This window comes from Streptomyces sp. RLA123 (assembly GCF_056270165.1).
Genome location: NZ_JBWDOR010000003.1, coordinates 379198 through 390702, shown reverse-complemented (window position 1 = coordinate 390702; position 11505 = coordinate 379198). Strand labels below are relative to the sequence as shown.

Below are 11505 nucleotides of genomic sequence, written 5' to 3'. Positions count from 1 at the left end.
CCTCACCCGCGATGACACAACGAACCGATACACCCCCTACGTGGGACGAACGTACGCAACTGGCCACCTTCCTGGATTACGCCCGTGACACGGCGCGAGCCAAGTGTGAGGGCGTGTCCGAGGAGGATGCCCGCAAGGCACCGATCCCGCATTCACCGTTGATGACGATCTGCGGGCTGATCAGCCACCTGCGATGGGTCGAGCATCACTGGGTCCAGGTGATGTTTCTCGGTGAGGAGCCGGAGGGGCCGCTCACGGCGGCGACCGATGACGACCCCGACCCCGAGATGCGGACAGCGGTCGACATCCCGTTGCCTCAGCTTCTCGCCGAGTACGAGGAGCAAAGCGCCCGCTATCGCCGCCTGGTGGCCGACCGCGACCTGGACTCAACGGCCGAACGTCCCATCGGCGACGGCCGCCACGTGGACCTGCGCTGGGTGGTCCTCCACCTCATCGAAGAGATATCCCGCCACAACGGTCACCTCGATGTCGTGCGGGAACTCGTCGACGGACAGACCGGGGTCTAGCTTCTGCCGGGAATTCATGGGCGGAGCCGGAGTCGCGGGTCCCGGCCGGGCCGGCCGGGCCGGCCGGGGCCCCGGCAGCGCCGGCGCCGTCTTCCGGGCCCCGGCGTCTTGCTGACGGGCCGGCCCGGCAGGAGGTCGCATCGACGCTCACCATCGTTCAGTCGTTCAGTCGTTCAGTCGTTCAGTCGATCCGGCCTTCCGCGTCGGCGTCGGCCAGGACGACCGTGAAGATCCTGACCCCGCGGTGACCGGCCCAACGGCCGCCGCGCGTCCCGGACGTCGGCAGATGCAGCTTCAGCCGGGCACACTCCGCATGCGTTCAATCCCCCCGCCCCATGCGCAGGCCAGCGATCCGGGACCGGAGCGACCACAAGATCCGTCGGACAGACCCTGGGCATCCGCAGCCGCCCCGAACAAGGGGCGACAGGTGCCGCCGGTCTTCGCTCCCGGGCCGCCCGCGCAGCGCTTGCCGAGCCGCAGAGCGCGACGCGGCGCATGGGTATGGGCGTTGTGCCTGACGAGTGCGTGCGACAGCCGGAGGCGCGGCCCGGCGCGGCGGATCATGCGGCGGTTGCATGAGAACCGGGTTTCCAGGCGCCAGGGCATGCAGCCTAGGGCACGGACGGGCGGCGGCCGCCCTGAACCGCCGTTGGCCAGTGCCACCAGGGCCTCGCCCTCGGTGCGGTCCCCCTGCTCGTCGGCGGGGTGGGAGTGGCCAACACCATGGTCATCTCGGTGCTGGAGCGGCGCTCCGAGATCGGCCTGCGCCGGGCTCTGGGCTCCACCAAGGGGCAGATCCGTCTGCAGTTCCTGTCCGAGTCGCTTTTGTTGTCCGCTCTGGGTGGTGGCGGAGGAGTCCTCCTGGGCGCGGGGGTGACCTCGGGCTTCGCCGTCACCCAGCACTGGCCCTCGGTCGTCCCCTTGTGGACACTGGCGGCGGCCTTCGCAGCCACCCAGGTCATCGGAGGTCTGGCCGGGCTCTACCCGGCCGTCCGGGCCAGCAGGCCAGCGCCGACCGAGGCGCTCAGCTCCACCTGACGACCGGGCGGCGGCCGGCGCTCGGCGGACCGGACTCGGCGGAGCGCCGCCGGCGGGCGTCGGCACCGGAAGTACGGCCAGCCGGGCACGAACTGGTCCGAGGACCAGCCGCTGCGGCCGTAGACGTGACAGAACAGGCGATCGGCGCTGATGGGAGCGGCGCGGCGGGGCCAGTTGCTGACGTCGACCGCGAGGACCAGGCGGCCGTCGGCGGCCTCCGGTATGGGCAGGCCGGCCAGCACCGGCGGCAGCCGGGGCACGTCGATGTTCCGGCGGTTCAGGGCGTCGTACATGGCGCCGTGCCCGCGCCGGTGCTCAGCCACCAGTGTCAGGTCCACCGGCGCCCTCGCTGGCCCGTCCGCACACAGCAACGCATCCGTGAGGTCGAACAGTTCGTCCCCGCGAGCGGTCAGACAGTCGAATAAATCCTCCCGGAAGCGTGACGCTTTCGCGAACGCTTCCCCCGGAACATGATCAGACAGCAGACTCACCTTCACGGCCTTCGTCGTGGTCACGTGCATCCTTGGTCGGAGCACATGGGCAGACGAAGGCCGCCTCGGCGTCCGGCGAACACCCAGGTGAGCGGCCTGGTTCGAGGAGCATTTCGACCTATCGATAGCCTCGTCACCATGATGCGCGTTTGGATCCTGCCGATGCTGCTTGTGGTCTGCGGCTCAGCCGTCGCGACGGGGCAGATCTTCAAGGGGAGCCCCGGCACCGCCGCAGCACTCCTGCTGGCGTTCCTAGCGCTCGCCGGCGTGAACTCACCCCTGATCTTCCCGAGGTCGATCGGTGCGCAGGAGGCACAACGCCGCAGCGCGGTCGACGGCCGACCGGTCGTCTTCTGGCGGCCGGGCTGCAAGTACTGCATACGGCTGCGCATCCGGCTGGGCCGTAGCGCCCGCCAGTTGCATTGGGTCAACATCTGGCGCGACCCGGCCGGAGCCGCGGCGGTGAAAGCAGCCAACGACGGCAACGAGACCGTGCCGACCGTCGTCGTGGCGGGTCGGCCACACACCAACCCCGATCCCGAATGGGTGCGCGAGCAGCTCTCCCCTTCCGCGTGATCAGAAACCGTGCCCTACCGAGAGGCACCCGCAGACACAAGCGCACAGAGGTTGAAAGACAAGCTCAGAGGCGTCCGAACTGGATCAACGCTGTTGCCGCATCGCTTCCTCGACCCGTGCCCTGGTCCGCTTTATCGCCCAGGGGCCGGCTACCGGGACCGCAAGAGCAATCAGACCCGAACTGACCAAGGTTTCGGTCCACGGTGTTCCGGTCTGCCTCCACACCACGATCGTCGAGGCAGTAACCACAGCGTCGACCCCGAGCAGGACTGCCCATAGGCGGCCCGTGGACATCGATCTATCAGACATGGGCCGTACCTTAGCGTTGATCTTGCGCGAGGGGCCGCCGCAGCGGCTGGCCCCTTTCGCTTTCCGGAGCTGATGGTGGGCAGGCCGTCGGCCCGGTTGCCGTGTCGGGTGGGCGCCGGACCCCACTGCCCGGCATCGAGGTGCTCGGCGGTCTGGACTGCCTGCATAGTGTGCTCATGGACCGATACGTGGGCTCGGCACGTCTTGAATGGCGGGCCAATCAATCGACCTGCCTCGATGAGTACGAGATCGACATCACCGTCACGGTCGATGCAGCGGGCGCGTGGCAAGCGTCCGGCCGGCATTCCATCGCGCTGGACACGACTCAGCGTGAGGGCTGGGACTTCCTCATGGCGATGGATCCCCACTTTTCGCTCGCATTTCCCGGCGAGGACCGCGGCAGCCTGATGGTGCGGGTCGACGAGGCAAAGGATGGAGCGCTGATCCTCACGGAGGCGCAAGACTGGGATGGCTCCGTGAGCATCACGTTCGATCTCACCTGAGGTCACCCCTGGAACCGGCACGCGTCTTCATCAGCCGGCGACCCCTGCTGCCGGACGATTCACCGTCACCGTGACGGCGGACCGACCGGCAGTCCGTCGATAAGTGGAAGCGTCGTCGCCCTGCTGACCAGCCTGCTCAGGTTCAGGCCCACTCAGTCAGAGCCCCCACCGCCAGTCGATCACCTCGTAGATCCACTGGTAGCGAATGTCAACCTGCCAACACAGCTCTCACCGCTGCGCAAAAGGTCCCGATTGCCAAGACCCTGCACTTGCTACGGGTGGTGGACCCGGTCGATGACACCTATCGGCGGCAGACGAACCGCCGGCTCACCGTGCAGGAGTCCCGCCACAGGCCCGCCCGGGACATCTGCAATGGCAGGCGCGGGCAGATCATGCAGGCGCGCAAGACGGGTCAGGAGGACCAGTTCGGCGCGCCCGGGCCCATCTCGACGCCGCAGTCCCGGAGTTGCGGACCCTACCCGCCGAGGAGTGCGAGCACGACGTCCCGGATGAAGACGTCGTCCGCGTCTCCCCGCTCAAGCACGCCCACCTCAACGTGCTCGGCCGCTACGGCTTCCGCGTCTCCACCCCGGTCGACGGCGGCCTGCGCCTGCCGCGCGACCCGGGGGCCGGCGGTCCCCCGGCTGGCAGGTCTGTGGGTGGTGAGGCTGAGGCCAGTGAGTGCGGTGGGGTTCACCCCCACAAGCGGCGACCCCTGAGGGTGTGAATCGTGCAACTGCCGCGGTCGCGGCAGGCAGACATGCGGCCAGTGGGGCGCGGTGCAGGGCCCGCTGCTTGCGGCGCCGGCGCGAACGCTTGCTCCGCGCCCACGGTTCGGTCCCGGCGGACGAGGTCATCGTCCTTGCTGGTTCCCGGGTTCGTGCTGCTTCCGCCCCGGCAGCATTTCCTGCACCTTCGCCTTGAGGCCCTGGCGGACCATGGCGGCCCGGTCGGAGTCGCCCTTCAGGACGGACGCGGCCGCGGCCTCGATCTGGTCCAGCGTGGCGTGCGGCGGAATCGGGGGCACCGCGGGGTCGGTACGGAAGTCCAGGACGAACGGACGGTCCGCGGCCAGGGCCCGCTGCCACGCGCGCTCCACGTCTGCGGGCTTCTCCACCCGCAGTCCGCCCAGGCCGATGGAGCGCGCGAAGTCCGCGTAGGCTACGTCCGGCAGGGCCTGCGAGGGCAGGAACTGCGGTGCGCCGGTCATGGCGCGCATTTCCCAAGTGACCTGGTTGAGATCGCCGTTGTTGACCATTCCCGCAGGCGCTGCAGGACGAAGTCCGAGACCTTGATCGACACGGTGGATTCCCCTTCCTCAGGGTCTGTTGTCAGCGTTGCCGCAGACGGTGCAGGGCTGCGGTCCTGCTCCCGTCCGAGCGCCGTGGCCGTGGCGGCGGTGAGGCCCGGGGCCACGGAAGCCGGCCACAGGGCTCGGCTGCCCGAACGCGGTGATCCCTAACGTCCGGGGCCTCGACGACCGGCCGGTGGTTCGCGGGACGCGCCTCGGGTAGCCGAACCTTCTGCCCTGCCGGACATTCACGTGCGAAAGGAGTGATCGATCATGCGTGCGACCGTGTGGCACGGAAAGCGGGATGTGAGGGTCGAGACGGTTCCCGATCCGCGGATCGAGAAGCCGACGGATGCCGTCATCCGCATCACATCGACGGGCCTGTGCGGTTCCGACCTGCACCTGTACGAGGTCCTGGCGCCGTACATGACGCCCGGGGACATCCTCGGGCACGAGCCGATGGGCGTGGTGGAGGAGGTGGGCCCTGACATCACCCATATGGCTCCGGGTGACCGGGTCGTGGTGCCGTTCCAGATCGCCTGCGGCACCTGCTACATGTGCCGGGAGGGGCTGCCCACCCAGTGCGAGACCACCCAGGTCACCGAGTTCGGCTCGGGTGCGGCACTGTTCGGCTACACCAAACTGTACGGCCAGGTCCCCGGCGCCCAGGCCGAGTACCTGCGGGTGCCCCAGGCCCAGTTCGGGCCGATCAAGGTGCCCGACGGGCCGCCGGACGACCGGTTCGTCTACCTCTCGGACGTGCTGCCCACCGCCTGGCAGGCCGTGAAGTACGCCGCCGTCCCCGCCGGCGGCACCGTCGCCGTCCTCGGCCTCGGACCGATCGGCGCCATGAGCTGCCGGGTGTCGCGCCACCTGGGAGCCGGACGCGTGATCGGCGTCGACCACGTGCCCGAGCGGCTGACGCGGGCGCGTCAGGACGGGGTCGAGGTGTACGACCTGGACGAGTTCGACGACGCAGAGAGCCTGGTCGCAGCGGTGAAGGACACCACGGACGGCCGCGGCCCCGACGCGGTGATCGACGCCGTCGGCACCGAGGCCCACGGCAGCCCCCTGGGCAAGGCGGCACAGGAGGCCGCCGGCCTCCTCCCGCGGGCATGGGCCGCCAAGCTCATGGAGTACGCGGGCGTCGACCGCCTCGGCGCACTCCACCTGGCCATCGACATGGTCCGGCGCGGCGGCACCATCTCGGTGAGCGGGGTCTACGGCGGCATGAGCGATCCCATGCCGATGATGACCATGTTCGACAAACAGATCCAACTGCGCATGGGACAGGCCAACGTCCACCGCTGGAGTGACGAGATCCTGCCACTGCTCAACGACGACGACCCCCTGGGCGTTGACTCCTTCGCCACGCACCACGTGCCGCTGGAGCAGGCGCCGCAGGCCTACGAGATGTTCCAGAAGAAGGCCGACGGTGCCATCAAGGTGCTGATGCGCCCCTGACCGAAACACCCCGATGGCGGCGCGTAGTCATCCGCCTCCGAAGGCCTCACGTCAGGTCGGTGCCGGGACCGGTGGGCGGCGAAGGGCCGCCGAAATCCGGCCCGGGGCCGTGCGGTTGTGCGGACCGGGCGAGAGTGTCAGCTCCCGCCCAGGGCCCGCTGCAGCTACGCCTTGTCCATGGGTGAACGTCCGTCGACGTGACGGCGCTTGGCCTCGGCGGAGAGCTGGTCGTAGGTCGGTCCTGGGGAACCGTGGCCCGACCGCTTGCCGCCGCGCTCGCCGGAGGACATGTCCTGGGGAGCTGCGGCCGGCGGTCGTGGACTCGCCGGCTCGGGCGCGTTCCTTGTTGACGGTACGGGCGGCGATCTCCTTTGCGCGCTTGTCGCTCTCGCCGCGATCCTTTGCGCCGTCCTTGATGTGCGCGTACTGGGGCTCACGCCTGCGGTGCGATCCCGCGGGCACGGATCCACCTCATTCGATCGGATGTCCCCCTGTCCGCGACTACCCGTCCGACCCGGCTCTCACGGCGGCCGCGCGGTGAACCGGGAAGCGGGATGCCCGCGAGAGGAGTCGCATGGGCCGGCCCGCAGGGGGCACGCGAGCAACATGGGCGAATTGCCCTGTTTCTCGTTCGCAGGGAGAGCACCATGACGAAGAAGCAGCCGGAGCACGGCCGGGGTCCCAGCCGCCATGAGGGCGACGACCAGCACGGATGGTCGCCCGACGTGGACGCCACCCATCAGGAGGGCAACCCCAGCGCACACCGGTCCTTCCACCCCGACCGCTATGCACCGTCCGGCAAGAACCGGGAACCGACGCAGGAGGACATCGAGGCGTCACTGGCCGGGACACCGGTGAACGACGTCTCCCGCAGTGGCGAAGCCCAGGCGGGCACGTCGGGCAAGAAGCAGGTGGAGGACACCGGGCCCCGAGGGCAGTCGGGGCGACCCAGCGGCCGCAAGGACACCTCGGAGTTCACCGGTGTCGACGCGCAGGACCCCGAGACCGAGCACCGCGGGCGGTGACCTACGCGGCAGGCAGGACAACCGTGACCCCCCTGTGCTGATCGAGGGGCATCACGTCGCTGCTGCGTTCAGCCGCTCTCGTTGCGGTGCGACGGTGTACTTCGGGTCCTCGGCCGAGGCCGTTCCGGCATGGAAGACACCGAAGCGGGTGCAGGCGGATGCCGCCAGCAGGGCCGCGCCGCTGAGGACGGCGGCGGTTCGGGTGCGGCGCGCGAAGAGGGCTGCGCCGATCGCCCCCGCGATGGAGAGGGCCTGAGCGGCGCGCATGAGCCGCCCGCTGCGGCCTGTGCTGTAGGGCTCGGCGATCATGCCGAGGCGGTGTTCCATGGCCTTGACGGTGGTGGTCTCCAGTACCGACGCCCGACACCGTGGCCTCGACCACCAAGACCGTCGCGGGCAACGCCGCCCATCTGGCCCGCAGCCTGCGCACCACCCCGCCCCGCCCAGCTGATCCCCCTCGACTTCCCTGCCCGGCTTAGCGCCGGGCAGGGTTGCAGCGGCGTTTGGCGGTGACGGGCGTCATCTCCAGGTGACTCGCCCACCACGAGTGCCGCGGTGCTGTGCGGCGGCGTCCGCGCCGGGGTGGCTTCCTCAGGTCTGGGCGATACGGACCTCGACCTGGCCCTCCGGGGAGATCCGGCAGTCGAAGCGCGGTTGTGGCGCGGTTGCGGGCCCCATCACGTTCGCGCCGTCCGCGATCCGGAACTGGCTGCCGTGCCAGGGGCACTCGATGCAGCCTTCGAGGACCTTGCCTTCGTGCAGGGGGCCGTCCATGTGGCTGCAGCGGTCGGCCAGGGCGTAGAGCCGTCCGTCGTCCGCGTGGACCACGACGACCGCCACCTCGTCGGCCATGCGCCGCACCGGCTCGCCGACCGGGAACTCCTCCGGCACTCCGATGCGATGCCAGCCGGGTTCGACCAGCACGGGCACCGCCTCCGCGTGATTGACACCCGCGCCCTGCCGGTACGCAAGGTGGCCGCCGAGCACACCGCCCACCGTGGCGACGCCCATGCCGCTGAAGCCCAGGGCCCTGCCCAGCACGGGCCGGCCCGTGAGCCGGGCCGCCAGTGAACCGGCGTACGCGGTGACGGCGGTGATGTTGGCTGCCGCGTGAATCAGACCCACGCGGGCCTGCCGGGGGCGCTGTTCCGCCCAGTCCACCCAACCGGCCACGGCTGCGGGCACTGCCGAGACGAGGCCGACCGACACGAGCAGCCGGGCGGCCCTGCCCTGGCCGGGGAGCAGGTCGAGGATTCCGGCGCAGGTCCAGGCGCCGATGGGCAGCTGCACCAGTACCGGGTGGAGCGGGTGTCCGAGCCACGTGCCGCGCAGCGCGTCCCTCGCTCTGCCCAGGGGCAGGGTCCGCACGGCCTTTCGGACCGCTCCGGCCGGGGCGTCCAGCCACTCCAGCCTTTCGAGGGCGTCCAGTGCGTTCGTCAGAGCGCTGCCCGAGGTGCTTTGCGGCGTGGTGGCCAGCGTGGTCAGTCTCATGGGCTGTCGCCTTTCTCTGCGGTCCGGGACGGGTCCGATAAGGGTTGGCGGAGCGACGAGCGTCCGATGCGCCGTGCGCCGAGCAAGTGGGTCTGCAGGCGTTCCTCAAACAGCGCGGCGGCGCGCACCCCGAACACGACGTCCGGTGTGAGCGCGGGTTCACGCGTTCCACGCTCGGGTACGGGGCGCATGCCCCAGAGCCAGGACTCCATGCCGGCCGCGCCTGTCCGGGCGGGCGGAGGGTAGTCGCCTGGTGTGAACCACTCATCGAGCGGAAGGGGAATCGGCGCATGAGCGACCACGCCGAGCGTGCCGCACTGTTCGACATGGACGGCACCCTCATGGACACGAACTACCTTCACACCGTGTCGTGGTGGGAGGCGTTCCGGCAAGCCGGGCACATCGTGCCGATGGCGGATATCCACCACGCGATCGGCATGGGCTCGGACCATCTGCTGGACCGCCTGCTGGGCGAGGCACGCGACCGCCGCGGCGACGACGCGATCAGCGGTGCCCACAAGGCCCTCTACGGCGCCTACGGCCCTGCGCTCGCCCCGCTGGACGGCGCCGCGGACCTGCTCCGCGCGGTCGCGGCCAAGGGTCACCGGGTCGTCTTGGCCACGTCGGCCGACCGCAACGAGCTCGCGCTGATGCGGGCCGCTCTCGACGCCGACGACGTCATCGCGGACGCGACCAGCAAGGACGACGTCTCCGCGAGCAAACCGGCCCCCGACCTGGTCACTCAGGCACTGAAGCGAGCCGGTGTGCCGGCCGGCCGGGCAATCTTCGTGGGCGACACCGTGTGGGACATCGAAGCCGCCGGCAAGGCGGGAGTGCCTTGTGTGGCGCTGCTCTCCGGGGGCATCGGGCAGGCGGAACTGGAGAAGGCGGGCGCCGCCGCCGTCTACCAGAACCCGCGGCACATGCTGGCCTCCCTCGACAGCAGCCCTGTGTGGCGCTGACCGCGCCCGAGCAAGCCGCGCGTTTGATCGTCGACGCCCGGGTAGCGGAGCACTATGCGGCTCTTGCGCCTGCCCGGGGTCTACCGGCCTCAGGCCGCCGCAGCCGCGACTACCCGTGGTGCGACACCAGTCACCGTCGGCGCGCAAAGCCTTCGGCAGCCTCGGCGAACCGGCGGGAGGCCGGCCGCCCGGGCGGGGCCAACCGGATGAGCGGTCCGGCGTAGTCCCGGGTCTCCGCACAGGGCCGCGCCGGACGCCCGTCACCCGAGAGGCGGCAATCGGCGGGCGCTTGCCGGCGAGGTGGGGCATCGTGGGGAACGGCAGGCAAGGCTGGGCCCCCTCCCATCGCCGGCCATGACTGAGCCCCCGTCGCCGGGCAGCGGCAGGGGCTCTGTCGCTGTCTGTCGCTGTCTGCCGTGGCCTGCTGTCGGAGGCGGCCGCATCCTGATGGTGCGGCCCCGTCCAGCGGAACCACAGCCCCCTCAGGGCGGGGCCGCCCCTCACCCCCGATCCAGCGCCCGCGGGGGTGCCCGTTCGACGCCGGCGTACGAGGAAGGCGAACCGTCCGACCCATATGCCAGCCGCCGGCTGAGACTGCGGGCCAGTGGGCGATCGCCATTTCCAGAGCGGTGATCGCGCCGCAGCGGAGCGACTTCACGGCCCCGTGCTCCTTGCCGTCCGGATGGTGGGCAGTGCCAGGTGACCGTGGATGTTGCGGTGTGGTGCGGGCGCAAAGCCTGCGCGGGCGTCACAGGATGGTGGCTCAATCCGGCGGGTACCGCGGGGGGCCGGCCGGCACCGAGGGGGGCTGGCGCTCGGTATGTCGCCGACTACACGGCTCCCGGAGCCATGCGTGCGGGACTCGAGCTCTTTCGGGCTTTCGAGAAGGACGCGGATGGCAATCGGCGCATCCTGTCGGAAAAGGGAAAACTCACGATGCCCGTGCTCGGGCTCGGAGGGACCGCGAGCTTCTTTCTGCCGGTAGCCGAGAAGATGCTCCTGGAGGTCGCCGAAAACGTCACGGTCCGACCGATCGAGGCTTCGGGCCACTGGATCGCCGAGGAACAGCCGCAGAGACTCCTGGAGCGCTTGCGCGAATTCATCCAGGCGACCGGCGGCAGATGAACCACAGCGTGCATGCCGCAGGTGGAAGACGCGGCGGCGCCCCGCCACCCGGCCGACCGCGCTGGCGATCGCCGCCGACGTGACCGACGCCCAGGCCGTCCGTGCCGCCGCCGACCGGGTGAAGCACGACCTGGGTGGCGCGGACCTGCTCTTCAACAACGCGGGCGTCATGCTCCCGGCCCCTATCGAGGAGCTGGCCACCGACCAGTGGCAGCACCAGATCGACCTGAACATCACGGGCCTGATGAACGCCATCGGCGCGTTCGTTCCCCAGCTGGTCGAGGCGGCCGCTGAGCGCGGCGTCGGCGACCTGATCAACACCTCGTCGATCACCGCCCAGAACCTCTTCCCGAACTTCGCTGTGTACTCCGGCACCAAGGCCTACGTCACGCACCTGTCCCGGCACCTGCGCATGGAGCTGGGGCCGAAGAAGGTGCGTGTGTCCGCGATCGAGCCGGGCATCGTCGGGACGGAACTGCAGAGCCACGTCACTGATACCGGTGCGTCGGAGTGGCTCGCGGGCTCCAAGGAGACGATGGAGTGGCTCACGGCGGAGGACGTCGCCCACACCGTCGGCTTCCTCGCGTCCCAGCCGACACGCGTCAACCTCCAGCAGGTCACGATCATGCCCACTGGCCAGACCAGCTGATCACACCCCAGGTGCCGCCTCGCTTCCGGCGCCGATATCAGCTCGGCGGGGCGG

Annotated in this window: 12 protein-coding genes and 3 pseudogenes; 10 read left to right on the top strand and 5 right to left on the bottom strand. The window is 70.2% G+C overall.

Annotated features, from left to right (window positions below; all coding sequences use genetic code 11):
• Positions 1-11 precede the first annotated feature (11 nt).
• Both RV983_RS01765 and RV983_RS01760 read left to right on the top strand, forming a co-directional pair.
• Positions 12-527, top strand: coding sequence for a DinB family protein (locus RV983_RS01765; RefSeq protein WP_475983962.1), 516 nt, complete (start codon positions 12-14; stop codon positions 525-527).
• A 669-nt stretch (positions 528-1196) separates the two neighbouring features.
• Positions 1197-1565: pseudogene (locus tag RV983_RS01760) on the top strand (ABC transporter permease); the annotation flags it as partial.
• Here RV983_RS01760 and RV983_RS01755 read toward each other — a convergent pair.
• Positions 1508-2086 (bottom strand): transposase, encoded by a 579-nt coding sequence (locus RV983_RS01755; RefSeq protein ID WP_475983961.1) that lies wholly within the window; start codon positions 2084-2086, stop codon positions 1508-1510. The pseudogene RV983_RS01760 and the gene RV983_RS01755 overlap by 58 nt on opposite strands.
• Positions 2087-2194: 108 nt before the next feature.
• On the opposite strand from RV983_RS01755, the gene RV983_RS01750 reads away from it, so the two are divergent.
• From RV983_RS01750 to RV983_RS01740, 3 genes are all read left to right on the top strand, one after another.
• On the top strand, positions 2195-2632 hold the full coding sequence (locus RV983_RS01750; RefSeq protein WP_475983960.1) for a glutaredoxin domain-containing protein: 438 nt from the start codon (positions 2195-2197) through the stop codon (positions 2630-2632).
• A 485-nt stretch (positions 2633-3117) separates the two neighbouring features.
• Positions 3118-3444: a hypothetical protein gene (locus RV983_RS01745; RefSeq protein ID WP_475983959.1), complete on the top strand. Its 327-nt coding sequence runs from the start codon at positions 3118-3120 to the stop codon at positions 3442-3444.
• A 269-nt stretch (positions 3445-3713) separates the two neighbouring features.
• A complete protein-coding gene (locus RV983_RS01740; protein WP_475983958.1) occupies positions 3714-4163 on the top strand; it encodes a Tn3 family transposase in 450 nt (149 codons plus the stop codon).
• 134 nt (positions 4164-4297) lie between these two features.
• On the opposite strand, the pseudogene RV983_RS01735 reads toward RV983_RS01740, so the two are convergent.
• Positions 4298-4696 (bottom strand): annotated as a pseudogene (locus RV983_RS01735) (thiamine pyrophosphate-dependent enzyme); the annotation flags it as partial.
• Positions 4697-5008: 312 nt separating this feature from the next.
• On the opposite strand from RV983_RS01735, the gene RV983_RS01730 reads away from it, so the two are divergent.
• Positions 5009-6199, top strand: coding sequence for a zinc-dependent alcohol dehydrogenase (locus tag RV983_RS01730; RefSeq protein WP_475983957.1), 1191 nt, complete (start codon positions 5009-5011; stop codon positions 6197-6199).
• A 164-nt stretch (positions 6200-6363) separates the two neighbouring features.
• On the opposite strand, the pseudogene RV983_RS01725 reads toward RV983_RS01730, so the two are convergent.
• Positions 6364-6661, bottom strand: a pseudogene (locus tag RV983_RS01725) (plasmid stabilization protein).
• 185 nt (positions 6662-6846) lie between these two features.
• On the opposite strand from RV983_RS01725, the gene RV983_RS01720 reads away from it, so the two are divergent.
• Positions 6847-7224 carry a hypothetical protein gene (locus tag RV983_RS01720; RefSeq protein WP_475983956.1) on the top strand — a complete coding sequence of 126 codons (378 nt, stop codon included), beginning with the start codon at positions 6847-6849 and terminating at the stop codon, positions 7222-7224.
• A gap of 51 nt (positions 7225-7275) precedes the next feature.
• Here RV983_RS01720 and RV983_RS01715 read toward each other — a convergent pair whose 3' ends face one another.
• Positions 7276-7551, bottom strand: coding sequence for a hypothetical protein (locus RV983_RS01715; RefSeq protein ID WP_475983955.1), 276 nt, complete (start codon positions 7549-7551; stop codon positions 7276-7278).
• A 264-nt stretch (positions 7552-7815) separates the two neighbouring features.
• A complete protein-coding gene (locus tag RV983_RS01710) occupies positions 7816-8715 on the bottom strand; it encodes a Rieske (2Fe-2S) protein (protein WP_475983954.1) in 900 nt (299 codons plus the stop codon).
• Between the two features lie 290 nt (positions 8716-9005).
• Between RV983_RS01710 and RV983_RS01705 the strand changes: the two genes are divergently transcribed.
• The 3 genes from RV983_RS01705 (at position 9006) to RV983_RS01695 (ending at position 11451) form a co-directional block, all read left to right on the top strand.
• Complete coding sequence (locus tag RV983_RS01705; RefSeq protein WP_475983953.1) at positions 9006-9677, top strand: HAD family hydrolase; 672 nt, start codon at positions 9006-9008, stop codon at positions 9675-9677.
• Positions 9678-10376: 699 nt separating this feature from the next.
• Positions 10377-10802 (top strand): alpha/beta fold hydrolase, encoded by a 426-nt coding sequence (locus RV983_RS01700; protein ID WP_475983952.1) that lies wholly within the window; start codon positions 10377-10379, stop codon positions 10800-10802.
• 61 nt (positions 10803-10863) lie between these two features.
• Positions 10864-11451, top strand: a complete 588-nt coding sequence (locus RV983_RS01695) for an SDR family oxidoreductase (protein WP_475990195.1) — start codon at positions 10864-10866, stop codon at positions 11449-11451.
• Positions 11452-11505: the final 54 nt, after the last annotated feature.